Raw genomic sequence first — 23,382 nt, 5'->3', positions numbered from 1 at the left:
CGGGGTTCGGTCCCCTGGACGAAGGACAAAGGAGTCGCGGGTGTCCAGCTCCGACATCTTCATCGGCGAGACCATCGGTACCGCCATACTCATCCTGCTCGGCGGCGGCGTCTGCGCGGCCGTCACGCTGAAGGCCTCCAAGGCCCGTAACGCCGGCTGGCTCGCCATCACCTTCGGGTGGGGCTTCGCCGTCCTCACGGCGGTCTACACCTCGGCCCCGCTCTCGGGCGCCCATCTCAACCCGGCCGTCACGCTCGCCCTCGCGATCAAGGACGGCGACTGGAGCAACGTTCCGCTCTACTGGGCCGGACAGCTGCTCGGCGCCATGATCGGCGCGGCGCTGGTCTGGGTGGCCTACTACGGCCAGTTCCACGCCCACCTCACCGACCGTGAGATCGTCGGCGGCCCCGGCGCCCAGACCACGGCGGCCAAGGCCGTGGAGGCCCAGGAGAAGGGCGCGGGCCCGGTCCTGGGCGTCTTCTCCACCGGTCCGGAGATCCGCAACGTCGTGCAGAACCTCGCCACGGAGATCATCGGCACCATCGTGCTGGTGCTCGCCGTCCTCACCCAGGGCCTGAACGACAAGGGCAACGGTCTGGGCACCCTGGGCGCACTGGTCACCGCGCTCGTGGTCGTCTCGATCGGCCTGTCCCTCGGCGGCCCCACCGGCTACGCGATCAACCCGGCCCGTGACCTCGGTCCGCGCATCGTGCACGCCCTCCTGCCCCTGCCCAACAAGGGCGGCTCCGACTGGGCCTACGCCTGGATCCCCGTCGTCGGCCCGCTGATCGGCGGGGCGATCGCCGCAGGCATCTACAACGTCGCATTCGCATAGGCCAGGCTGCACCTTGCACCGCCAGCACGCGCCGTACGTACTGCCCCTCACCCACGGAACTCCCAGGAGCACACAGTGACCGACGCCCACACCGCCGGCCCCTTCATCGCGGCGATCGACCAGGGCACCACCTCCTCCCGCTGCATCGTCTTCGACCGCGACGGGCGCATCGTCTCCGTCGACCAGAAGGAGCACGAGCAGATCTTCCCCAAGCCGGGCTGGGTCGAGCACGATGCCAACGAGATCTGGACCAACGTCCAGGAAGTCGTCGCCGGAGCCGTCGAGAAGGCCGGCATCACCAGGGACGACATCAAGGCCATCGGCATCACCAACCAGCGTGAGACCACGCTGCTGTGGGACAAGAACACCGGCGAGCCCGTCCACAACGCCATCGTCTGGCAGGACACCCGCACCGACGGCCTGTGCAAGGAGCTCGGCCGCAACGTCGGACAGGACCGCTTCCGCCGCGAGACGGGCCTGCCGCTCGCCTCGTACTTCGCCGGCCCCAAGGCCCGCTGGCTGCTGGACAACGTCGAGGGCCTGCGCGAGCGCGCCGAGGCCGGCGACATCCTGTTCGGCACCATGGACACCTGGGTCATCTGGAACCTGACCGGCGGCGTGAACGGCGGCAAGCACTACACCGACGTCACCAACGCCTCCCGCACCATGCTGATGAACCTGCACACGCTGGAGTGGGACGAGAAGATCGCCGAGTCCATCGGCGTCCCCCTCGCGATGCTCCCCGAGATCCGCTCCTCCGCCGAGGTGTACGGCGAGATCACCGGCGGCAAGCTCGGCGACCTGCTGGGCGGCATCCCGGTCGCCTCCGCGCTCGGCGACCAGCAGGCCGCACTGTTCGGCCAGACCTGTTTCGCCGAGGGCGAGGCCAAGTCGACCTACGGCACCGGCACGTTCATGCTGATGAACACCGGTGAGAAGATCATCAACTCCTACTCCGGGCTGCTGACCACCGTCGGCTACCGCATCGGCGAGGACAAGCCGGTCTACGCCCTCGAAGGCTCCATCGCCGTCACCGGTTCGCTGGTGCAGTGGATGCGCGACCAGATGGGCCTGATCTCCACCGCCGCCGAGATCGAGACGCTCGCGCTCTCGGTCGAGGACAACGGCGGCGCGTACTTCGTGCCGGCCTTCTCCGGCCTGTTCGCCCCGTACTGGCGCTCCGACGCCCGCGGTGTGATCGCCGGCCTCACCCGGTACGTCACCAAGGCGCACCTCGCGCGCGCCGTCCTGGAGGCCACCGCCTGGCAGACCCGTGAGATCACCGACGCCATGACGAAGGACTCCGGCGTCGAGCTTGCGGCCCTCAAGGTCGACGGCGGCATGACCTCCAACAACCTGCTGATGCAGACCCTCTCGGACTTCCTGGACGCGCCCGTGGTGCGCCCCATGGTCGCCGAGACGACCTGCCTCGGCGCCGCCTACGCCGCCGGCCTCGCCGTCGGCTTCTGGACCAACACCGACGACCTGCGCGCCAACTGGCGCCGGGCCGCCGAATGGACCCCCCGCATGGACGCGGACACCCGCGACCGTGAGTACAAGAGCTGGCTCAAGGCCGTCGAGCGGACCATGGGCTGGCTCGAGGACGAGAGCTGACGAGAGCCGGCTCCCCGCTTCGAAGCCGGCCGCGGCCGGAGCTCACATGAGGAGTAAGAACCCGATATGACCAGTCAGTCCACCCTCCAGTCCGTGCCTGCCCTGGGTACGCACCCGGCCTCCGGCTCCAACCCGAGCCGGGCCGAGACCCGGGAGCAGCTCGCAAAGGCGTCGTACGACCTCCTCGTGATCGGCGGCGGCATCCTGGGCATCTCCACCGCCTGGCACGCCGCGCAGTCCGGCCTGAGGGTGGCCCTGGTCGACGCCGGCGACTTCGCCGGCGCCACCTCCTCCGCCTCCTCCAAGCTGCTCCACGGCGGTCTGCGCTACCTGCAGACCGGCGCGGTGAAGCTGGTGGCGGAGAACCACTTCGAGCGCCGTGCGGTCTCCCGCCAGGTGGCCCCCCACCTGGCGAACCCGCTCACGTTCTACCTCCCGGTGTACAAGGGCGGGCCGCACGGCGCGGCGAAGCTCGGGGCGGGCGTGTTCGCCTACTCCGCCCTGTCGGCCTTCGGCGACGGGGTGGGCCATCTGCTCTCCCCCGCCAAGGCCGCGCAGGACGTGCCCGAGCTGCGCACCGACAACCTCAAAGCTGTGGCCGTGTACGGCGACGACCAGATGAACGACGCCCGGATGGCGCTGATGACGGTCCGCGCGGCCGTCGAGGCGGGCGCCGTGGTGCTCAACCACGCCGAGGTGAAGGGGCTGCGCTTCACCCGGGGCCGGGTCACCGGCGCCGATCTGCGCGACCGGGTCTCCGGCGACGAGTTCGGCGTGAACGCCCGGCTGGTGCTGAACGCGACCGGGCCGTGGGTGGACCACCTGCGCCGCATGGAGGACGAGAACGCGGCGCCGTCGATCCGGCTGTCGAAGGGCGCACACCTGGTTCTCAAGCGCACCTCGCCCTGGCGGGCCGCGCTGGCCACCCCGATCGACAAGTACCGCATCACCTTCGCCCTCCCCTGGGAGGACATGCTGCTGCTCGGCACCACCGACGAGGAGTACGAGGGCGATCCGGCCGATGTCGCCGTCAACGACAACGACATAGCCCAGATCCTGGACGAGGCCGCGTTCTCGATCCGGGACCAGCAGCTCAGCCGTGATCTGATCACCTACTCCTTCGCCGGGCTGCGGGTGCTGCCGGGCGGTCCCGGCGACACGGCCAAGGCCAAGCGGGAGACCGTCGTCACCGAGGGCCGGGGCGGCATGCTGTCCGTCGCGGGCGGCAAGTGGACGACGTTCCGTCACATCGGCCGCACGGTGATGCAGAAGCTGGAGGCGCTGCCGGGCCACCCGCTCGGCGACGACTTCGAGCCGATCTCCGCGCTCCCGAAGAAGCTGCCGCTGCCTGGTGTCGCCAACCCGCGGGCGGTCGCCCACCGGCTGCTGGTGGACAACCCGGCGCCCGGCCCGCGCATGGCCGCCGACACCGCCAAGCACCTGGCGACGCACTACGGCTCGCTGGCCTTCGACATCGCCCGGCTGGCGAACGAGAACCCGGAGCTGGGCGAGCGGGTCCACCCGGACGCCCCCGAGATCTGGGCGCAGGTCGTCTACGCCCGCGACCACGAGTGGGCCGAGACGGCGGACGACGTGCTGCGCCGCCGTACGACGCTGACCATCCGCGGTCTGGCCTCGGACGAGGTCCGCACGAAGGTGCAGAACCTGCTCGACAAGAAGTAGTCCCGCCGGCGGCCGCACCGAGGGCCGACACCGTGAGAGGGGCGTTTCCGTACCGCCGGAGGCGCCCCTCTCGGCGTGGGCGCGCATAATGTGCGCCAGACATCCGATGTCTGGGCGCGGGCGGGCGGGAGCGTGTGCGGACGGGTGCGGGACGGCTGGGAGGTCGGGGCATGGCGGTCACGGACGAGGCCATCGGGAAGATCAAGGCGATGATCGTCTCCGGAGCGCTGCGGCCCGGGGACCGGTTGCCGAAGGAGAGCGAGCTCGCCGCCGAACTGGGCCTGTCGCGCAACTCGTTGCGGGAGGCGGTGCGGGCGCTGTCGCTGATCCGGATCCTGGACGTGCGTCAGGGCGACGGGACGTATGTGACGAGCCTCGATCCGCAACTGCTGCTGGAGGCGCTGAGTTTCGTCGTGGACTTCCATCGCGACGACACCGTCCTGGAGTTCCTCGCTGTGCGGCGCATCCTGGAGCCGGCCGCGACGGCGATGGCCGCCTCGCTGATCAGCGAGCGGCGACTGGACGCGCTGGACGCCCAGTTGGACAAGCTCGGGCAGGCGCCGTCGGTGGAGGAACTCGTCTCCTGCGACCTCGAGTTCCACCGTGCCATCGTGCGCGGCGCCGGCAACGCGGTGCTGTGCTCGCTCCTCGACGGCCTGTCCGGGCCGACCACCCGGGCCCGGATCTGGCGCGGTCTGACCCAGGAGGACGCCGTCGCCGCGACCCTGCGCGAGCACCGGGCGATCGTCGCGGCGCTGCGTGCCCGGGACGCGGAGGCGGCGCGCTCCTGGGCGACGGTGCACATCGCGAGCGTGGAGCAGTGGCTGCGGTCGAGCCTGTGAGCGGCTTCGGGGGACGGGTGTTCGGGGGTCGGGATCGGGGCAGTGATCCGTTCACTCCCCCGTGCGAGGGGGCTGCGGGCGCCCCCGCGGAACGCCGTAAGGTTGGGTGGTCAGGCGAGGGCACGTCGGAAGGAGGCGCTGGGTGATCGAGCTCGAGGGGGTTCCCGAGCTGATCGACCCGGTCATGGTGGCCGCGTTCGAGGGCTGGAACGATGCCGGCGACGCCGCCTCGACCGCGGTCGCGCATCTGGAGCGGGAGTGGAAGGGCGAGGTGTTCGCGGCGCTGGACGCCGAGGACTACTACGACTTCCAGGTGAACCGCCCCACGGTGTTCATGGAGTCCGGCGTTCGCAAGATCACGTGGCCGACGACGAGGCTGTCGGTGGTGCGGGTCGGCGGTGAGAAGCCGCGCGATCTGGTGCTGGTGCGCGGGATCGAACCGTCCATGCGCTGGCGCTCGTTCTGCAACGAGCTGCTCGGCTTCGCCCATGAGCTGGGCGTGGAGCTGGTGGTCATCCTGGGCGCCCTGCTCGGCGACACCCCGCACACGCGTCCGGTGCCGATCAGCGGGACCACGTCCGACGCCGACCTGGCCCGCCGGATGGACCTGGAGGAGACCAAGTACGAGGGTCCGACGGGCATCGTCGGCGTCCTCCAGGAGGCGTGCACGCACGCGGGCGTGCCGGCCGTGAGCCTGTGGGCGGCGGTGCCGCACTATGTGTCGCAGCCGCCCAACCCCAAGGCGACGCTGGCTCTCCTGAACCGTCTGGAGGACCTGATCGACGTGCGGATCCCGCTGGGTGAACTGCCCGAGGACGCCCGCGCGTGGCAGACCGGGGTGGATCAACTCGCCGCCGAGGACAGCGAGGTGGCCGAGTACGTCCAGACGCTGGAGGAGGCCCGCGACACCGCGGAGTTGCCGGAGGCGTCGGGTGAGGCGATCGCCCGGGAGTTCGAGCGGTATCTGCGGCGCCGGGACGGCGGGGGTCCACCCGATCCCGGTGAGCGGACCCGCCCGCCGAAGCCGCCCAAGCCGACGAGCGACGACGAGGATTCGTCGGAGGACTGAAGCCCCTGCGGGGCGAGCAGGCCGAGGAGGGCGGTGCGCGTCGGCGCACCGCCCTCCTGTCGTCAGACGCGGTCCACGGTCACCACGTCGTAGTCGGTGGCGGGCGTCGGGTCGACGTCGAAGCGGGCGTTCGGCAGGTAGAGGCGGTCGCCCCACGCCGCGGCCGTCGTCGGGATGCGGAAGCGCGGGTCGGTGATCCGGGCGATGGCGGTGCCCCGGGTGCCGGCCGCGTTCAGCCGGAAGACGTCGATCGCGTTCTGCCGCTGCTGGACGGCGTAGAGGGTCCGGCCGAGCAGCAGCAGGCCGTCTCCGTCGGGCAGCCGGGAAGGGCCGAGGTCGACCGCGCGGGCGGCTCCGGTGGCCGGGTCGACCCGCATCAGGCCGCCGCCGTCGGCGACGGTGTCGACCACCAGCAGCGCCCTGCCGTCGGGGGTGCGTTCGATGCCGTTGGCGGTGAACTCCTCGCCCTGCACCCAGTCCCCGCTCAGCGGCAGGGTCTCCAGCGCCTGGGGCGCGCCGTGCCGGCCGAGGACCAGCTTGTAGAGCCGGGGTGCGAAGGAGTCCGTGAACCAGGCGGCGCCCGGGGTGAGGATCACGTCGTTCACGAAGACGCCGCCGGTGGCGTGGACCTGCTCGGTCTCGCCGGTGCGCGCGTCGGCGACGCGGATCTCGCCGCTCGGGCCGCCGGCGAGGAAGAGCCGGTGGTGCCGGTCGATCTTCAGTCCGACGGTGGGGTGGCCCTCGCCGAGGCCCTTGACGGCCAGGGAGCCACGGCCGGTGGCGAGGCTCACCCGGTGGACGTCGCCGTTCGCGAGGGAGCCGAGGTAGGCGTAGGGGCGACTGCCGATGGCTATGCCCTCGGGCTGGAAGCCGTCGGGAAGCGGGAAGGCGGTCGGCCATGCCGTGCCGCGCGCGCCGGCGGCCTGGGCGGTGGTGGCGCCGGCGCCGCCGAGGAGCGCCGCGCCGGACAGGGCGGCGGTCGCGGTGAGAAGCCTGCGGCGGGCTAAGGACCGTTCTGTGGATGCCACTGTGCGTCCTTCCGCATGGGGGCCGGCTCGTGGCCGGCGGAGCGGTCGTGGGAAACGCTCACACCCCATCACATGACAGGCGTCCCCGCAGCCCTGACGACGCGTCGGGCCGATGAACGGCAAGGGCCCTTCCGCTTCCGGGGTGTTCGTCCCGGGAGGGAAGGGCCGTTGCCGGTGGTCGCGCGCGGGTTACAGCGCCACGCCGAGCAGCGCGTCCACCGCTCGCGACACGACGCCGGGCGCCCCGGTGTCGGTGCCGCCCCGCTCCTGCTGGAGCGCGGCCCAGCGGTCGACGGCGGCCAGCGCGGCGGGGGCGTCCAGGTCGTCGGCGAGGGCGTCGCGGATCTCCTCGACGAGGGCCTCGGCGGGCGGGCCGTCGGGCCGGGAGACGGCCGCGCGCCAGCGCCCGAGCCGGTCCTGCGCGTCGGGGAGCGCCTGGTCGGTCCACTCCCAGTCGGCGCGGTAGTGGTGGGCGAGCAGGGCGAGCCGGATCGCCGCCGGGTCGACGCCGTCGCGGCGCAGCTGGGAGACGAAGACGAGGTTGCCCTTGGACTTGGACATCTTCTCGCCGTCCAGGCCGACCATGCCGGCGTGGACGTACGCCTTGGCCATGGGGAACTCGCCGGTGAGAGCCTGGGCGTGGGAGGCGCCCATCTCGTGGTGCGGGAAGGCGAGGTCGGATCCGCCGCCCTGGATGTCGAAGCCCATGCCGAGGTGGTCCAGGGCGATGGCGACGCACTCGATGTGCCAGCCGGGGCGGCCGCGGCCCAGGGAGGCGCCGTCCCAGCTGGGTTCGCCCTCGCGGGCGGCGGTCCACAGCATCGGGTCGAGCGGGTTCTTCTTGCCGGGGCGGTCCGGGTCGCCGCCGCGCTCGGCGGAGAGCAGCCGCATGGCGGCGGCGTCCAGGCGGGACACCTTGCCGAAGTTCGGGTCGGACTCGACGGAGAAGTAGACGTCGCCGTCGAGCTCGTAGGCGGCGCCGGCGTCGCGCAGTCGCTCGACGAGCGGCACGATGCCGGGTATCGCCTCGACGGCGCCTATGTAGTGCCGCGGCGGGAGCATGCGCAGGGCGGTCATGTCCTCGCGGAAGAGGGCGGTCTCCTTCTCGGCGAGGGCGGTCCAGTCGACGCCGTCGCGCTGGGCCCGCTCCAGGAGCGGGTCGTCGACGTCGGTGACGTTCTGGACGTAGTGGACCTGCCGCTTGGTGTCGAGCCACACGCGCTGCACGAGGTCGAACGCGTTGTAGGTGGCCGCGTGACCCATGTGGGTCGCGTCGTACGGCGTGATGCCGCAGACGTAGATTCGGGCGACGGGACCGGGGTCGAGGGTGACGAGGCCGCCGGTCGCGGTGTCGTGGATCCTCAGGTCGCGGCCCTGACCAGGCAGGGCGGGGACCTCGGAAGCGGGCCAGGCATGCATGTCATGAGCCTAACCGGACCGGAGTCCGTGTCACGAACCGGAGCCTGCCGGTTGACCGGGAAGGCACTCTTGCGCGCCCGCCGCGGGTGTGGTCAGACGGGGGGCCAGGGGATCGCCGGCCAGTCGCCGCCGGGCTCGGGGTGCCTGCGGGAGGCCAGCAGGGCGTCGACGCGCGCGCGGGTGGCGTCGGTCTCCGCCGGTGTGATGAGCCCGGCCAGGACGCCCGTCAGCTCTCCGGCGGGTTCCAGGGCGGTGCGCAGGCGCTCCAGGGCTTCGACGGCATCCGGGGTGAGGGGTTCTCCGGCCCAGCCCCACAGCAGGGTGCGGAGTTTGTTCTCGGCGTTGAAGGTGACGCCGTGGTCGATGCCGTAGAGGTGTCCGGTGCCGGTGGTCAGGAGGTGGCCGCCCTTGCGGTCGGCGTTGTTGACGACGGCGTCGAGGACGGCGAGCCGCCGCAGCCGCTCGTCGTCGGCGTGCACGAGGAGCGCCGTGCGGCCCTCGCCGACGTCGGCGAGACCGATCGCCTTCCAGCCGGGCTCCGGTTCCCGGGCGTCGACGAGGGCGAGCAGCCCGTCCTCGGCGGAGGCTTCGATCCACAGCTGGCACATGCCCTCGCCGTACGGTCCGTCGCGCAGCACGGTGGGCGGTACGAGCCCCCAGCCGGTGGCCTCGGAGACGGCGTACGCGGCGACCTCCCGCTGGGCGAGGGTGCCGTCGGGGAAGTCCCACAGGGGCCGCTCCCCCGCGACGGGTTTGTACACGCAGGCGGCTTCGCGGCCCTCGTGGGCGACCGTGCAGTACAGGGCCGCGTTGGAGGCGTCCTGGATGCGTCCGCGCACGGTCAGCTCGCCCCGCGCGAGCAGTTCGGCGAAGGCGGGGCCGGCGGTCGTCACGCCCCGCGGCGGTATCCGTTCTGGCGCGGACATACGTGTCCTTCCGGGTCGAGCGGCAGACTGCACAGCGGGCACGGCGGCCGGCCGGCGTTGACGACGTCGAGGGCCCGCTTGGCGAAGGCCCGGGCCTGGGCGCCGGTGAGGCGCACCCGCAGCATCGGGGGCCCGTTCTCCTCGTCCTGGAGCAGCCGCTCCTCCGCCTCGGCGAGGTCTTCCTCGGAGTCGGCGTCGAGCTCCACGAGGGCCTGCGCCTCGACGATCATGCGCTGTTCCTCGCCGTCCCAGGCGAGGGCCATGGTGCCGACCCGGAACTCCTCCTCGACCGGCGTTTCGAGGGGCGCGGTGTCGGCGACCTCGGCGGGCGCCACGGCGGGTACGGCGGCGCTCCCGCCGCTACGGCGTACGACCTCGTCCAGCAGTTCGTCCATGCGCTCGGCGAGCGCGGCGACCTGGGTCTTCTCCAGGGCCACACTGGTCACCCGGGAGCCTGCGGCGGCCTGGAGGAAGAAGGTACGGCGTCCGGGCAGTCCGACCGTACCGGCCACGAAGCGGTCCGGGGGGTCGTAGAGGAACACCTGACGGGACACGTCCTGTCTCCATGGGAATCGTGGGTACGTGAACGTCCATGCGTGAACGTGCGTATGCGGACCGCTTCACCCTACTGCGGCCGACGATCACGGTGCGCCCGCACCTCCTCCGACCGCGGCGTCCTCGGCGGGGGGTTCCTCGCGGGGCGTCAGGGAGGCGAAGTCGCCGGTGTCCCCGAGGCGGACGAGGAAGGGCCGCAACCGGGTGTAGCGGATCGCGGTGATGGAACACGGTTCGACGGAGATCCGCTGGAAGAGGTCGAGATGGAGTCCGAGCGCGTCGGCGACGAGCGACTTGATGATGTCGCCGTGCGAGCACATGAGGTAGACGGCGTCGGCGCCGTGGTCGCGCTCCACGCGCGCGTTCCACTCGCGGACCGCCTCGGCGGCGCGGGTCTGCATGGCGCGCATCGACTCGCCGCCCGGGAAGGCGGCCGCGGAGGGGTGCGCCTGCACGATGTCCATGAGCGGTTCGTCCTTCAGCTCGGCGAGCTTGCGGCCCGACCAGTCGCCGTAGTGGCACTCCCCGATCCGGTCGTCGGTGTGCGCGGGCAGGCCGGGGCGGGCGTCGAGGAGGGGCTGGACGGTTTCCTGGCAGCGTTGCAGGGGGCTGGCGACGACCTCGGCGATCGGCAGGCCGGCGAGCCGCCCGGGGAGAGCGGCGGCCTGCTCGGCGCCGCGCTCGTCGAGGGCGACGCCGGGAGTCCAGCCGGCGAGGAGGCCGGCGGTGTTGGCGGTGGACCGTCCGTGCCGGACGAGGATCAGCGTGGGCATGCGGCCCAGGGTAGGCGTATGCCGGGGGGCGAAGAGGAACGGCCGAAGGGAGAAGACGCTCCGTGATCGTCGACTGTGCCATCTACCGTGACGGGCACCGAAGTGAGGGTCCGCAGGACTTCTCCGACGCGCTGGACCAGGCGCGCGCCGGGGGCGGTTTTGTGTGGATCGGGCTGCACGAGCCCACCGAGAAGGAGTTCGACCACGTCACGCGGGAGTTCGCGCTGCACCCGCTCGCGGTGGAGGACGCGTTGAAGGCCCATCAGCGGCCCAAGCTGGAGGTGTACGACGACTCGCTGTTCGTGGTGCTGAAGCCGGTGGTGTACGAGCAGGAGAGCGACGCCGTGTCCTCCGGCGAGGTCATGGTCTTCCTCGGCGACTCGTTCGTGGTGACCGTGCGGCACGGTGAGGGCGCTGCGCTGGCGGCGGTACGGCAGCGGCTGGAGCGCGAGCCGGAGATGCTGGCGAAGGGGCCGACGGCGGTGGTGTACGCGATCGCCGACGCGACGGTGGACCACTATTTGGACGTGGCGACGGAGTTGCAGACGGACCTGGAGGAGCTGGAGGCGGAGGTGTTCTCCCCGGACGGCGGCGGTTCGCGGCACACGGCGTCGCGGATCTACACCTTCAAGCGGCAGGTGCTGGAGTTCCGCCGGGCGAGCGGTCCGCTGGCGGCGCCGATGTCCCGGCTGGCGGGCACGGGCGCCATGGGCTCGACGCTGCCCTTCGTCAACGACAAGGCGCGGCCGTTCTTCCGTGACGTCAGCGATCACCTCGCGCGCGTGAACGAGTCCGTGGAGAGCCTGGACCGGCTGGTGTCGGACATCCTGTCGGCGCACCTGGCGCAGATGAGCGTCCGCCAGAACGACGACATGCGGAAGATCTCCGCGTGGGCGGCGATGGCGGCGGTGCCGACGATGATCGCGGGTATCTACGGCATGAACTTCGATCACATGCCGGAGTTGCACTGGGTGTGGTCGTATCCGGTGGTGATCGCCGTGATGGCGGTCCTGGAGGTGGGCCTGTACCGGTTGTTCAAGCGACGGGGCTGGCTGTAGCCGCGGGCTCGGGACCGCCGAGGGCGTTGGTGCGCCGCGGTGGCTTCAGGGTGATCATGCGGTGCCAGCCGGCGAGGCGTTCCCAGGCGTGGACGGCGTGGATGCCGGCGGCGAGGACGGTCCGTTTGGGGCGGCTCCAGCCGAGGAGGCGGCCCATGTGGGCCGTGACGGCGAGGCTGACGTCGCGGTAGACGCGGATCTCGGCGAGCGCGCACCGGCGCAGAGTGCGCTGGATGGTCCGGCCGTGTCCCGCGCGCGCGTAGCGCAGCAGTTCCTCGTGGCAGTAGGCGAGGTGGTTGTCCTCGTCGTGGGAGATCATCTTCACCGCGCGGCCGAGGTCGGGGTGGTCGCCGAAGTGCTTGCGCAGCAGCCGCATCTGTTCGGAGGCGCGTTGTTCGGTGACGCGGCTGTGGGCGAGGTAGGTGACGATGTCGGGCACGGTGAGCGGGTCGTCGGCTCTGAGTCTGTCGTGCGGGAGGCCGATGCCGTCGCGCTCCAGGAGCATCGTGTAGTCCGTCTCGGGGGGCACGGGGGCGGGTGACAGGCCCCGTTTCCTCAGGAGGGCTTCGAAGATCCGGCCGTGCTTGTCCTCGTCGGCTCCGTGCCGGGCGATCTTGGGGGCGAGGTCGCGTTCGCCGGGCGGGACGAGGGCGGCGATCCGGGTGTTCTCCCAGCCGCCCTGGGACTCGCCGCCGGCGGCGATGGAGCAGAACAGCCGGAACGACTCGTCGTCGTCGAGGATCTCCTGGAAGAGGCTCTTGGCCGAAAGCATCGTGGGGCACCTCTCTGCATACCGGGAGAACGAGTCAAATCCGGTACGGGAGGGTCTGCAACAGGTGCGCCGGACGGCTCGGCCGAAAAGGTGACGGTCTCGCTCGCCGCGCGGGCGTAACCGGCCGGGTCCCGGCGCGTTGTTCCCCGTGACGGCCGTGGCGGGGAAGACCCCCGAGCCCCCACCACGGCCGCTGAACTTCCGGGGAGCCCTACGCCAGGCCGGAGAGCTCCAGCGCCTCGGCGCCGGCCCGCAGCGAGGCGATGCGCTCGTCGAGGGAGAAGCCGGCGGGGGCGAGGCTGAGGGTGGTGACGCCGGCCGCGGCGTAGGCCTTCATCCGGTCGGCGATGCGCTCCACGGAGCCGAGCAGCGTGGTGCTGTCGATCAGGTCGTGCGGCACGGCGGCCGCGGCGCCCTGCTTGTCGCCGGAGAGGTACTTCTCCTGGATCTCGGTCGCCGCCTCCTCGTAGCCCATGCGACGGGCGAGCTGGTTGTAGAAGTTCTGCTTGGGGCTGCCCATGCCGCCGACGTAGAGCGCGGTGTAGGGGCGGAAGGCGTCGGCGAGCCGCTCGACGTCCTTGTCCTCGCCGACGGCGAGCGGCAGGGTCGGGCAGACGTCGAAGCCGTCCAGCGTCTTGCCGGCCTTCTCGCGGCCCGCGCGCAGGTGCTTGATCGCGGTGTCCTCGAGGTGGTCCGCCGAGGGGAAGATCAGCAGGGCGCCGTCGGCGATCTCGCCGGTCTGCTCCAGGTTCTTCGGTCCGATCGCGGCGATGTAGAGCGGGATGTGCTCGCGCTGCGGGTGCACGGTCAGCTTGATGGGCTTGCCGGGGCCGCCGGGCAGCGGCAGCGTCCAGTGCTCGCCCTCGTAGGACAGCCGCTCCCGCGTCATCGCCTTGCGGACGATCTCGACGTACTCACGCGTGCGTGACAGCGGCTTGTCGAACTTGACGCCGTACCAGCCCTCGGAGACCTGCGGGCCGGAGACGCCGAGGCCGAGGCGGAAGCGGCCGCCGGACAGGGAATCGAGGGTGGCGGCGGTCATCGCGGTCATCGCGGGCTGGCGGGCCGGGATCTGGAAGATGGCCGAGCCGACGTCGATCCGCTCGGTCTGGGCGGCGACCCAGCTGAGCACGGTGGCCGCGTCCGAGCCGTAGGCCTCGGCGGCCCAGCACACGGCGTACCCCAGCCGGTCGGCCTCCTGGGCCACGGCGAGGTTGTCCCCGTCCATTCCGGCACCCCAGTAGCCGAGGTTGATCCCGAGCTGCATGGCCGATCCCCTTACTGATCAGTAACGACGCTGTTTCCGGAGACAGTAGCGCGGGCCCGGCCGCCGGGTCAGGTCGGTGTGGCGAGGGTCGCGTCCGCCGGGCGGGCCGCCGGCCTGCGCCGATCCGGGGCGCGGCGGCCGGAACCCGTTGTCCACAGGCAACCCATGGCCCAGTTCTGGCCAGTAATCTCGGCGTCCATGGAGCAGAGGCATCTCGGCCGTACGGGCCTGCGCGTGTCCCGGATCGGGCTCGGCACCCTGACCTGGGGCCGCGACACCGACGAGCACGACGCCGCGGACCTCCTGAAGACGTTCTGGGAGGCGGGCGGCACCCTCGTCGACACCGCGGACGTGTACGGCGACGGGGAGGCCGAGTATCTGCTCGGGCGGCTCATGGACGGGCTGATCCCGCGCCGGGACCTGATCCTGTCCACCAAGGCGGGCAGCGTGCCCGACCCGGACCGGCGCTTCGACGGCTCCCGCGGGCACCTCCTCGCCGCGCTGGACGCCTCGCTCACCCGCCTCGGCACCGACCACGTCGACGTGTGGCACGTGCACGCGTACGACCCGGACACGCCGCTGGAGGAGACGCTCCAGGCGCTCGACATCGCGGTGGCCAGCGGGCGCGCCCGGTACGCCGGCGTCTCCAACTTCTGCGGCTGGCAGCTCGCCAAGGCCGCGACCTGGCAGCTCGCCGCCCCGGGCACGCGCACCCGGCTGGCCAGCACGCAGATGGAGTACTCGCTGCTCCAGCGGGGCGTGGAGCGCGAGGTGCTGCCGGCCGCGCTCGATCTGGGCATCGGGCTGCTGCCGTCCTCTCCGCTGGGGCGGGGCGTGCTCACCGGCAAATACCGGGGCGACGCGCTGCCCCCGGACTCGCGCGGCGCCTCCGAGCACTTCGCGCCGTTCGTGGAGCCCTACCTCGACGACACCGCGAGCCGCATCGTGGACGCGGTGACGACCGCGGCGGACGGACTCGCGGTGACGCCGCTGCAGGTGGCCCTGGCGTGGGTCCGCGACCGGCCCGGTGTGACCGCGCCGATCATCGGCCCGCGCAACGCGCTGCAGCTCACGGGGGCTTTGTCAGTGGAGGCCCTTAGTCTTCCTGACGAGATCTGCCGTGCGCTCGACGATGTGTCGGCGCCGGTGCACCGCTATCCCGATCACGACTGGAGCACGCTGTGAGCACGGAGCCGGACCCCCCGGAGCACGAGGCGCCCACCGGGCCGGCGACCCCGGAGACACGCTCCTCGGGGACCGAACCGACGGCGGCCGAGACCGCGGAGGACACCAAGACCGCCGAGACCGCGGAGGACACCGAGACCACAGAGGACACCGCGGACACGGAGGCCACAGCCCCCACCGCCGAGACCGCGGAGGACACCGCGGACACGGAGGCCGCAGCCCTCGCCGTCGACGCACCACCCGGCGAGCCCGCGGCGACCGGGGCGGCGGACACCCGGGCCGAGGGCGAGAAAGGGCAGGTCTCCGAGGCCCAGGCTGAGCTCGCCGCTCAGAAGGTGGAGCGGGAGCGGATCGAACAACGCAAGGCCGAGCGGCAGGGGCCCGTCGAGGCAGGCGGCAAGCTGAGCGGGAAGGCCGCCGATCTGCTTGCCGCGGTGCGGGCCGTGGAGGGCGGCGCGAAACCGGCCGCCACCGTCTTCGCCGATCCCGAACCCGCCCCGCGCCGCCCCGCCGTCCAGGAACCCGTGCGCCGCCCGCAGTCCGCCCCCGCCCCGCAGGGTCCCGCGCCGGAGACCGTGGAGGGCGTGCGCCGCGTCCTCACCGGCGCGGGCGCCCCCGAGTCGCTCGCGCCGCAGGTCGCGGCCGTGCTCGGCGAGGGCGCCGGGGACACGCTGACCGAGGACCCCTGGCAGCTGCTGCGCGTCCCCGGGCTCCGGCCGGAGCAGGCCGACGGCTTCGCGCGGGCGCTGCTCGGCCCCGACTGCGCGCCCGACGACGAGCGGCGAGCCCGCGCGGTCACGGTGTGGCTGCTGGAGCAGGCCGCCCTGGCCGGGCACACCGCCCTGGAGCTGCCCGCGCTCACCACCGCGCTCGGCAGGCAGGGCGTACGGGACGCCGACGCGGCCGTGCAGAGCACCCTCGCCGAGGGCGAGGCCCTCGTCTTCCAGGACGCCCTGGACGAGCCCGGGGCGACGAAGCCTGCCGGCGCGTCCGAGGAGGACGACGAGGGCGAGGAGGAGGCGCGTCCGGTCCGGGTCCTGGTCGGGCTGGAGCGGTACGCGCTCGCGGAGGAGAGCCTCGCCGACGGCCTGGCCCGGCTGGCCACCTCCCTCGGCGAGGACGCTCCGGCGCAGTGGGAGCAGGCTGTGGCCGGGGCGTCCGGCGGCACGGCCGAGCTGATCCGCGCGGTCGCCGGGCACGGCCTGGTGCTGCACAGCGGCGGCGAGGCGGCCCGCGCCGAACCGGCGGCCCTGCTCGCCGCCGCCCGGTCCCTCGGCCTGCGCGCCGTCGCCGCGTGCCACACCCCGGACGGGCGGCGCCGCTTCGCCGCCCTGCTGAAGGAGCCGGGCGAGGCCGTGGTCACCGTCGCCGGTCTGCTCTCGGGCGCCGAGGGCCCCGGGCGGGACGCCGACGGCGCCCTGGCCCTCGATCTGCTGATCCTGCTGGACGCGCCGCAGCTCGACGTGGAGAGCGCCGCGGCGCTGGTGGAGTCGCTGCCGGACGGGGCCCGGCTGGTGATCGGCGGGGACCCGGCGCTGCTGTGGTCCGCCGGCCCCGGCCGCGTCTTCGCCGACCTGCTCGCCGCGCGGGTCTGCCCGCAGGTCGCCTCGCGCACGCCCGACCCCGGGCCACTGGGCGAGCTGACCTCGGGGATCGGCGTCGGCGAGCTGAACCAGGTCGAGGCGCCCGGCAAGGAGCTCGTGATCGTCCCGGTGCGCGACGCGGGCGAGGCCGTGCACAGGACCGTGCAGCTCGTCGCGGACTCCGTGCCGCGTGCCTTCGGCATCGCCCCGGAGCAGACGGTGGTCATCACCCCGGGCCATGGCGGCGCGGCGGGCACACGCGCGCTCAACGCGGCGCTGAAGGAGCGCCTCAATCCCGGCCCGGGCCGCTTCGGCGGCTTCGACCCCGGCGACCGGATCGCGTACACGCCCGCGCCGGGCCGTACGGTGCCGGGTCAGGTGGTGAGGGCGGACGCTGACGGTCTGCACCTGTCCTGCGCGGACGCCGACGTGGTCGTACCGAAGGAGCGGGTGGAGCAGTCGGTGCGGCACGGGTGGGCGCTGACGGCGCACCAGGCGGTCGGCGGCCGGTGGCCGGCGGCGGTCGTGGTGCTGCCGGGCGACGCGGCGCAGGCCCTGTCCCGTCCCTGGGTGTACACGGCGTTCGGGCGCGCGGAGCGCCATCTGTCCGTGGTGCACGGGGTCGAGCAGGCCCTGCCCCGGGCGGTCGCCGAGGTCGGGCCGAAACCGCGCACGACGCGGCTGCCGGCGCTGCTGCGCGCCCAGGTGCCGGCGGCCGGCTGACGCGGACGGCGGCGGTCACGGAGGGTCTCCCCTGCCGTCGACCGCCGCCGTCACCGCGTCACGTCACTGCCTCACGGTGTCAGCGGTCGGCGCGATCCACGTCCAGCGGCTCCGCGCCCTCGTCGTCCGTGTCGTCGTCCTCGTCGTCCAGTTCGTCGTCGAAGACCGAGCTCACGTCGAAGCGGCACACCACCTGCTCCGGGTCGGGCTGTTCGAACGGCGTGTCCAGCCAGTCGCCGGGGTCGGCCGGTTCGTCGGCGGCCACGACCCAGCAGGTGGAGTCGCCCTCCTCCAGGCCGAACTCCTTGTGCCGGGAGGCGATCTCGTCCGGCTCGAACTCGCCGAAGAGCAGGCCGAGCGCCCCGTGGACGGTGCCGGAGGCCTCCGTGTCCGTGCCGGCGCCGTCGGACTCCGCCGCCTCGACCCGCTGGGCCTGCGCCAGCAGCCGCTGCGGTTCCGCCACGGAGTAGTCGCGGCGGATCAGCACGCTGAGCGCGTTCGGCTCCTCGGGGCCCGCGTACGGCGGCAGCGCGTCCTCCGCGGCGGGGATCTCGAAGGGGGTGACCTCGTCGTAGCGGTCGTAGAGCAGTTCGTCGTACGCCTCGGCGGCCGCGGCAAGCTGGTTGAAGGCCTCGTAGACGGCCTGGTCGTCCTCTCCCGTCCTGCGTTCGACCGCGGCCAGGTGACGGTCGAGCGCGGTCTTGACCGCCTCGGCGGCGGCGCGTACCTCGGCAGCGGTGGGCTGCGCAGCATCAGACATAGTGCAGACGCTATCCGTACCGGGCCCCAGACCGCACAATAGATGCGATGCCGGAATACGAATTTGTCGACGTGTACGTACCGCGCGGGGTCTCCCGCAGCGAGGCGACACGACTGCTGACGGACCACGCGGAGTACGGAAACTGGGAGCTGCACCGTCTGAGCCTGCTGCGGGACGGCAGCCGCAGGGTGCGGTTGCGGCGACGGATCATCCGCCAGGTGCGGGCCACTTGGTGAGCCGAGGATGACGCGAACGGAGCGGGCCCCGCCGAGGCGGGGCCCGCTCCGTGATGCGCGGTGCCGTGGGGGACCGGCTACGCCTGGGGGCGCGCCTTGCGGTAGAGGACCGCGCCCGCGAGCAGCGCGCCGGCGCCGACGGGCACGGCGAGGCCCAGCGGGAGTTCGCTGCCGGTGGTGGCGAGCTGTGCGGTGGCCCGGCCGGCGGGCTGGTGGGCGGTGGAGGAGCTCGCCGGGGTCACGTGGCGCGGCGTGGACGGCTTGCCCTCGGGCGTGGTCGGGCTGGAGGTGCCCGGGTTGGTCGGCGTGCCGGGGTTCTGGTTGCCGGGCTCGGGGGGCTGGTGCTCGCCGCCGGGCGGCGTGCCGTAGTCCCAGTCGGGGGCGGGGCGGCTGTCGTTGTCGCAGCGGTTGCCCATGGTCGGGTTGAGGATGCCGACGGCGTCGATGCCGTTGCCGCAGAAGTTCACCGGCACGTGGACGGGCGCCTGGACGTGGTTGCCGGAGCCGATGCCGGGCGAGCCCTCCGTGTAGCCGCCCGCGTGCGCGCCGCCGGAGCCGCCGTGCGCGCGGGAGCCGCCGTGCCCGCCGTGCCCGCCCCGGTCGTCATGGCCGCCGTAGCCGCCCTGGTCGCCGTAGCCGCCGTGACCGGAGTGGCCGCCGTCGCGCCCCTCCGACCGGCCGCCGCGGTCGCTCTGGTTGGAACAGGCGTTGCCCATGGCCGGGTTGAGGGCGCCGATGACGCCGACGGTGTTGCCGCAGAGGTTGATCGGCACGTCCACCGGCACCTGGACGCTGTTGCCCGAGAGCACGCCGGGTGAGTGGGACGCGCCTCCCTGAGCACCGGAGTCGGCGTGGGCGTAGCCGCCTGCGGCGGCGATCACGCCCGTGGCGGCCGCCACGGTCATGAGGCCTTTGCGGGTGACCTGTCGCATGACTGAATCCCTTGCTTTCTTCGTCGAATGTCTTCGGCGTTTCACGCCGACAAGGAATGCCTCGAGAAAAAGACCGGTAGGCCCCGGAGCGCATGGCGTGCGCTCCGGAGCCGACGGTGTGGACGACCCCTCAGCGGGTCGATGTCACTTGTTGAGGCAGGCGTTGCCGAAGGCGGGGTTCAGCACACCGATCGCCGAGATCGTGTTGCCGCAGACGTTCACCGGGATGTGCAGGGGCACCTGGATCACGTTGCCGGAGACGACGCCCGGGGAGTGCACGGCGGCAGCCTGAGCACCCGAGTCGGCGACGGCCATGCCCGCGCCCGCGAGAACCAGTCCACTGGTGGCAGCCGCAGCGGCGACGACCTTCTTGATCATTGTTCCTCCTTGTTGGCAAACCTTGTCGGCAAAGCGATCCCAAGCAGCGGATCGCATCACCAACAACGAGGAGGAATTAGTGGGGCTACGCGCTTATCGGCGCATTCACTCGTCCCAGTCATGTCCGTACAGGCGGCCGAATGCTGAAGTGTCGTTTCAGCGGAAGAAATCAGGACGCGTCGATGAAGCGGTCGAGCACCCGCACGCCGAACTGGAGCCCGTCCACCGGCACCCGCTCGTCGACGCCGTGGAACATGCCTGCGAAGTCCAGCTCCGGCGGCAGCTTGAGCGGGGCGAAGCCGAAGCCGCGGATGCCGAGGTCGTCGAAGGACTTGGCGTCGGTCCCGCCGGAGAGCATGTACGGGATGGCCTTGGCGGTCGGGTCCTCGGCGAGCAGCGAGGACTGCATCGCCTCCACCAGCGCCCCGTCGAAGGTGGTCTCGACGGCCTTGTCGGCGTGCACGTCCTCGCGGCGCACGTTCGGGCCGAGGATGCGGTCCAGGTCGGCGAGGAACTCCTCCTCGTGCCCGGGCAGGAAGCGGCCGTCGACATGGGCGGTGGCCTCGCCGGGAATCACGTTGACCTTGTAACCGGCGCCCAGCTGCGTCGGGTTGGCGGTGTTGCTCAGGGTCGCGCCGATGAGCTTGGCGATGCCGCCGAGCCGGGCGAGCGTCGACTCCATGTCCTCGGGGTCCAGTTGCGTGCCGAGCGCGTCGCCGAGTTCGTCGAGGAAGGCGCGGGTGGTCTTGGTGACCCGCACGGGGAAGGTGTGCCGGCCGAGGCGGGCGACGGCCTCGGACAGCTCGGTGATCGCGTTGTCCCGGTGGATCATCGAGCCGTGCCCGGCGGTGCCGGCGACGGTCAGCTTCATCCAGTGCATGCCCTTCTCGGCCGTCTGGATCAGGTAGAGCCGCCGCTGTTCGTCGACCGTGAAGGAGAAACCGCCCACCTCGCTGATCGCCTCGGTGACGCCCTCGAAGAGCTCCGGGTGGCGATCGACGAGGTGGCGTGCGCCATAGGTGCCGCCGGCCTCCTCGTCGGCGAGGAAGGCGAGCACGATGTCGCGCGGGGGCCTGCGGCCCGAGCGCAGCCGGTCGCGGACGACCGCGAGGGTCATCGCGTCCATGTCCTTCATGTCGACGGCGCCCCGTCCCCACACGCACCCGTCGGCGACCTCACCGGAGAAGGGGTCGTGGGTCCAGTCGGCCGCGTTGGCCGGTACGACGTCGAGGTGGCCGTGGATGAGCAGCGCGGGCCGGGTCGGGTCCGTGCCCTCGATGCGGGCCACCGTGGAGGCGCGGCCCGGGTGCGACTCGAAGATCCGGGGCTCCAGCCCCACCTCGGCGAGCTTCTCGGCGACGTACTCGGCCGCCTTGCGCTCACCCGGACCCGAGTGGTCGCCGTAGTTGCTGGTGTCGAACCGGATCAGGTCGCGGCAGAGGTCGACGACCTCGTCCTCGCCGGTGACGCCCCTGGCCGTGTCGTCCGTCGCGCTCACGCTGCTTCCTCCCGCTGTCACTGCTGGTGGTCCTCTTCATCCTCCCTCTCCCCCGCCGCTCGCCCAAGAGCGCTCTCGGCCCGTCACACGCCGTTCACGCCCGGCCCGTGATCGGGCACCCTCGAAAGCCTGGTAATGTTTACGTCGTCGCCGCGGGGAAAACCCGCACGACAGACACCTTGTCCGGGTGGCGGAATGGCAGACGCGCTAGCTTGAGGTGCTAGTGCCCTTTATCGGGCGTGGGGGTTCAAGTCCCCCCTCGGACACTGAAGATGAGTGAGGGCCGCGACCGCGAGGTCGCGGCCCTCGGTCGTGTCCGGGGCCTGTTCCCGGCCGCTCGCCGGGTGGGCGGGAGCCCTTCGGCGGCTCGGTGCGGCCGCCCGGCACAATGGTGGGCATGTCCCGACGTACCGCCCGCTCCGGGCGCCCGGCCCGGCCGGCCCGTCCCGCGGCCGCTGCCGCCGTCTGCCCCTGCGGTCTGCCCGAGGCCTACGAGGCCTGCTGCGGTCGTTTCCACTCAGGCGCGGCCGTCGCGCCGACCGCCGAGGCGTTGATGCGGTCGCGGTACAGCGCCTTCGTGCGGGGCGACGCGGGGTACCTGATGCGGACCTGGCATCCGCGGACCCGGCCGGCGGGGCTCGACCTCGATCCCGGCACGCGGTGGACCGGTCTGGAGATCCTCGCCACGGCCGAGGGCACGGCGTTCCACTCCACCGGGGTGGTGGAGTTCCGGGCGTCCTACCGGGGCGGGGCGCTGCGCGAGCGGAGCCGGTTCGAGCGGGTGGACGGGGCGTGGATGTACGTGGACGGGGAGTTCCCGGACGCGGACTGACACCCAGGCCGGCCGGCGCTACGGGGCGAGGATGTCCAGTTCCTTGAGGGCGCCGGCGGTGACCTCGCGGGTCAGCCGCTCCGCGCGCTCGGCGTCGCCCTCGCGGACCGCCTCGGCGAGCTGGACGTGGAGGGTGACGGCGGCCGGGTCGGGGTCGTGGAACATGACCTCGTGCTGGGTGCGGCCGGTGAGGACCTCCGCGACGACGTCGCCCAGGCGGGCGAACATCTCGTTGCCGGACGCGGTGAGGATCACCCGGTGGAAGGCCACGTCGTGGAAGAGGTATCCCTCCAGCCTGTGGCCGCGTGAGTTCGCGACCATGCCGAGCGCGCACTCGGTCAGTTCCGCACACTGCTCCGCCGTGGCGTACTGGGCGGCCAGGCCCGCCGCGACCGGTTCGATCGCCGAGCGCAGCACGGTGAGCGAGCGCAGTTGGTGGGGCCGGTCGGCGCCGGCCAGCCGCCAGCGGATGACCTGCGGGTCGTAGACGTTCCACTCCGCCTTGGGACGGACCGTGACGCCGACGCGGCGGCGGGACTCGACCAGGTGCATGGACTCCAGCACGCGGACCGCCTCGCGCATCACGGAGCGGGAGACGTCGAAGCGCTGGGCCAGTTCGTCGGTGCGCAGCACGCTCCCCGGCGGGTAGTCGCCCGCCGTGATCGCGGGGCCGAGGGCGTCCAGTACTCGGCCGTGCAGACCCCGGCCCGGAGTGGTCATGCACTCAGCGTACGGGGTGGATCAAGGACTCAAAAAGTCAGACTTATTTGCCACACTCTCTTGAATTCGTCGTACCTAATGCGTTTCAGTGTCGGTCGACATCAGGTGTCGAGGAAGACAGTGAGGCAGAGATGCGCACCCCGCACGTCGTCGTGGTGATGGGCGTCGCCGGCACGGGCAAGACCACGATCGGTCCCCTGCTCGCGGCCCGGCTGGGCGTCCCGTACGCCGAGGGCGACGACTTCCACCCGCCGGCCAACATCGCCAAGATGTCGGCCGGCACCCCGCTCGACGACGACGACCGGTGGCCGTGGCTGGACGCCATCGGCGCCTGGGCGCACGGGCGGGCGGGGCTCGGCGGGGTGGTCAGCTGCTCGGCGCTCAAGCGGTCGTACCGCGACCGGCTCCGGGCCGCCGCGCCCGGCGTGGTGTTCGTGCACCTCGCCGGCGACCGGGCGCTCATCGAGGACCGGATGGGGCAGCGGCGGGGGCACTTCATGCCGACCGCCCTGCTCGACTCCCAGTTCGCCGCACTCCAGCCGCTGGGCGCGGACGAGGCCGGGGCGGCGGTCGACGTCTCCGGCTCCCCCGAGGAGATCACCGAGCGGGCCGTGAAGGCCCTGGCGGAACTTCCCGGCGCGTCATAGCCCGAGGCACCCGACCCGTAGTACCCGTACCACCCCTCTCCCCCGTC

At 72.4% G+C, this 23,382-nt stretch carries 23 protein-coding genes and 1 tRNA gene; 12 read left to right on the top strand and 12 right to left on the bottom strand.

Annotated elements, in window-relative coordinates; all coding sequences use genetic code 11:
• Positions 1-40 precede the first annotated feature (40 nt).
• The 5 genes from ACIRS4_RS11570 (at position 41) to ACIRS4_RS11550 (ending at position 6,043) form a co-directional block, all read left to right on the top strand.
• Positions 41-835 (top strand): MIP/aquaporin family protein, encoded by a 795-nt coding sequence (locus tag ACIRS4_RS11570; RefSeq protein WP_404193457.1) that lies wholly within the window; start codon positions 41-43, stop codon positions 833-835.
• A 75-nt stretch (positions 836-910) separates the two neighbouring features.
• Positions 911-2,449 (top strand): glycerol kinase GlpK, encoded by a 1,539-nt coding sequence (glpK, locus tag ACIRS4_RS11565; protein WP_404193454.1) that lies wholly within the window; start codon positions 911-913, stop codon positions 2,447-2,449.
• Positions 2,450-2,515: 66 nt separating this feature from the next.
• Positions 2,516-4,132, top strand: a complete 1,617-nt coding sequence (locus tag ACIRS4_RS11560; protein ID WP_404193451.1) for an FAD-dependent oxidoreductase — start codon at positions 2,516-2,518, stop codon at positions 4,130-4,132.
• Positions 4,133-4,302: 170 nt separating this feature from the next.
• Positions 4,303-4,974, top strand: coding sequence for a FadR/GntR family transcriptional regulator (locus ACIRS4_RS11555; RefSeq protein ID WP_404193448.1), 672 nt, complete (start codon positions 4,303-4,305; stop codon positions 4,972-4,974).
• Between the two features lie 142 nt (positions 4,975-5,116).
• Positions 5,117-6,043 (top strand): PAC2 family protein, encoded by a 927-nt coding sequence (locus tag ACIRS4_RS11550; RefSeq protein ID WP_404193445.1) that lies wholly within the window; start codon positions 5,117-5,119, stop codon positions 6,041-6,043.
• A gap of 62 nt (positions 6,044-6,105) precedes the next feature.
• On the opposite strand, the gene ACIRS4_RS11545 is transcribed toward ACIRS4_RS11550, so the two are convergent.
• The 5 genes from ACIRS4_RS11545 to ACIRS4_RS11525 all read right to left on the bottom strand — a co-directional run bounded on the left by ACIRS4_RS11545 (position 6,106) and on the right by ACIRS4_RS11525 (position 10,744).
• Positions 6,106-7,071 carry a superoxide dismutase gene (locus ACIRS4_RS11545; RefSeq protein WP_404193442.1) on the bottom strand — a complete coding sequence of 322 codons (966 nt, stop codon included), beginning with the start codon at positions 7,069-7,071 and terminating at the stop codon, positions 6,106-6,108.
• A 189-nt stretch (positions 7,072-7,260) separates the two neighbouring features.
• Positions 7,261-8,490: a cysteine--1-D-myo-inosityl 2-amino-2-deoxy-alpha-D-glucopyranoside ligase gene (gene mshC / locus ACIRS4_RS11540; protein ID WP_404193440.1), complete on the bottom strand. Its 1,230-nt coding sequence runs from the start codon at positions 8,488-8,490 to the stop codon at positions 7,261-7,263.
• A 92-nt stretch (positions 8,491-8,582) separates the two neighbouring features.
• Positions 8,583-9,416, bottom strand: a complete 834-nt coding sequence (locus tag ACIRS4_RS11535; RefSeq protein WP_404193437.1) for an SCO1664 family protein — start codon at positions 9,414-9,416, stop codon at positions 8,583-8,585.
• On the bottom strand, positions 9,380-9,970 hold the full coding sequence (locus ACIRS4_RS11530) for a DUF3090 domain-containing protein (RefSeq protein WP_351097470.1): 591 nt from the start codon (positions 9,968-9,970) through the stop codon (positions 9,380-9,382). The genes ACIRS4_RS11535 and ACIRS4_RS11530 overlap by 37 nt, the downstream gene beginning before the upstream one ends.
• An 87-nt stretch (positions 9,971-10,057) precedes the next feature.
• Positions 10,058-10,744: a histidine phosphatase family protein gene (locus ACIRS4_RS11525; protein WP_404193434.1), complete on the bottom strand. Its 687-nt coding sequence runs from the start codon at positions 10,742-10,744 to the stop codon at positions 10,058-10,060.
• A 62-nt stretch (positions 10,745-10,806) separates the two neighbouring features.
• Here ACIRS4_RS11525 and corA point away from each other — a divergent pair, with 62 nt between their 5' ends.
• Positions 10,807-11,802 carry a magnesium/cobalt transporter CorA gene (gene corA / locus ACIRS4_RS11520; RefSeq protein WP_404193431.1) on the top strand — a complete coding sequence of 332 codons (996 nt, stop codon included), beginning with the start codon at positions 10,807-10,809 and terminating at the stop codon, positions 11,800-11,802.
• Here the strand turns inward: corA and ACIRS4_RS11515 are convergent.
• Entirely contained in the window at positions 11,780-12,574 is a 795-nt protein-coding gene (locus tag ACIRS4_RS11515) for a ferritin-like domain-containing protein (protein WP_404193429.1), read from the bottom strand. The two genes, corA and ACIRS4_RS11515, sit on opposite strands and share 23 nt — an antisense overlap.
• Before the next feature lie 211 nt (positions 12,575-12,785).
• Positions 12,786-13,841, bottom strand: coding sequence for an LLM class F420-dependent oxidoreductase (locus ACIRS4_RS11510; protein ID WP_404193426.1), 1,056 nt, complete (start codon positions 13,839-13,841; stop codon positions 12,786-12,788).
• 198 nt (positions 13,842-14,039) lie between these two features.
• Here ACIRS4_RS11510 and ACIRS4_RS11505 point away from each other — a divergent pair, with 198 nt between their 5' ends.
• Both ACIRS4_RS11505 and ACIRS4_RS11500 read left to right on the top strand, forming a co-directional pair.
• Positions 14,040-15,026: an aldo/keto reductase gene (locus ACIRS4_RS11505; protein WP_404193423.1), complete on the top strand. Its 987-nt coding sequence runs from the start codon at positions 14,040-14,042 to the stop codon at positions 15,024-15,026.
• Positions 15,023-17,332 (top strand): helix-hairpin-helix domain-containing protein, encoded by a 2,310-nt coding sequence (locus ACIRS4_RS11500; protein ID WP_404193420.1) that lies wholly within the window; start codon positions 15,023-15,025, stop codon positions 17,330-17,332. Before ACIRS4_RS11505 ends, ACIRS4_RS11500 begins: the two co-directional genes overlap by 4 nt.
• 79 nt (positions 17,333-17,411) lie before the next feature.
• On the opposite strand, the gene ACIRS4_RS11495 is transcribed toward ACIRS4_RS11500, so the two are convergent.
• Positions 17,412-18,092 carry a hypothetical protein gene (locus tag ACIRS4_RS11495; RefSeq protein WP_404193418.1) on the bottom strand — a complete coding sequence of 227 codons (681 nt, stop codon included), beginning with the start codon at positions 18,090-18,092 and terminating at the stop codon, positions 17,412-17,414.
• A 47-nt stretch (positions 18,093-18,139) separates the two neighbouring features.
• On the opposite strand from ACIRS4_RS11495, the gene ACIRS4_RS11490 reads away from it, so the two are divergent.
• A complete protein-coding gene (locus tag ACIRS4_RS11490; RefSeq protein ID WP_130444161.1) occupies positions 18,140-18,328 on the top strand; it encodes a DUF5703 family protein in 189 nt (62 codons plus the stop codon).
• A gap of 77 nt (positions 18,329-18,405) precedes the next feature.
• On the opposite strand, the gene ACIRS4_RS11485 is transcribed toward ACIRS4_RS11490, so the two are convergent.
• The 3 genes from ACIRS4_RS11485 to ACIRS4_RS11475 form a co-directional block, all read right to left on the bottom strand.
• Positions 18,406-19,260: a chaplin gene (locus tag ACIRS4_RS11485; RefSeq protein ID WP_404193415.1), complete on the bottom strand. Its 855-nt coding sequence runs from the start codon at positions 19,258-19,260 to the stop codon at positions 18,406-18,408.
• Between the two features lie 144 nt (positions 19,261-19,404).
• A complete protein-coding gene (gene chpH, locus ACIRS4_RS11480) occupies positions 19,405-19,638 on the bottom strand; it encodes a chaplin ChpH (RefSeq protein WP_404193413.1) in 234 nt (77 codons plus the stop codon).
• A 169-nt stretch (positions 19,639-19,807) separates the two neighbouring features.
• Positions 19,808-21,136, bottom strand: a complete 1,329-nt coding sequence (locus tag ACIRS4_RS11475) for a M20/M25/M40 family metallo-hydrolase (protein ID WP_404193410.1) — start codon at positions 21,134-21,136, stop codon at positions 19,808-19,810.
• Positions 21,137-21,317: 181 nt separating this feature from the next.
• Between ACIRS4_RS11475 and ACIRS4_RS11470 the strand changes: the two genes are divergently transcribed.
• Both ACIRS4_RS11470 and ACIRS4_RS11465 read left to right on the top strand, forming a co-directional pair.
• A tRNA-Leu gene (locus ACIRS4_RS11470) sits at positions 21,318-21,402 on the top strand.
• Positions 21,403-21,533: 131 nt separating this feature from the next.
• Positions 21,534-21,968, top strand: a complete 435-nt coding sequence (locus tag ACIRS4_RS11465; RefSeq protein WP_404193407.1) for a YchJ family protein — start codon at positions 21,534-21,536, stop codon at positions 21,966-21,968.
• A gap of 18 nt (positions 21,969-21,986) precedes the next feature.
• Here ACIRS4_RS11465 and ACIRS4_RS11460 read toward each other — a convergent pair whose 3' ends face one another.
• Positions 21,987-22,688 (bottom strand): FadR/GntR family transcriptional regulator, encoded by a 702-nt coding sequence (locus ACIRS4_RS11460; RefSeq protein ID WP_404193404.1) that lies wholly within the window; start codon positions 22,686-22,688, stop codon positions 21,987-21,989.
• Between the two features lie 131 nt (positions 22,689-22,819).
• Here ACIRS4_RS11460 and ACIRS4_RS11455 point away from each other — a divergent pair, with 131 nt between their 5' ends.
• Positions 22,820-23,335, top strand: coding sequence for a gluconokinase (locus ACIRS4_RS11455; protein WP_404193401.1), 516 nt, complete (start codon positions 22,820-22,822; stop codon positions 23,333-23,335).
• Positions 23,336-23,382: the final 47 nt, after the last annotated feature.

The organism is Streptomyces sp. NPDC101166, assembly GCF_044768125.1.
GTDB lineage: Bacteria > Actinomycetota > Actinomycetes > Streptomycetales > Streptomycetaceae > Streptomyces.
This window is presented reverse-complemented; position numbering and strand designations above follow the sequence as displayed.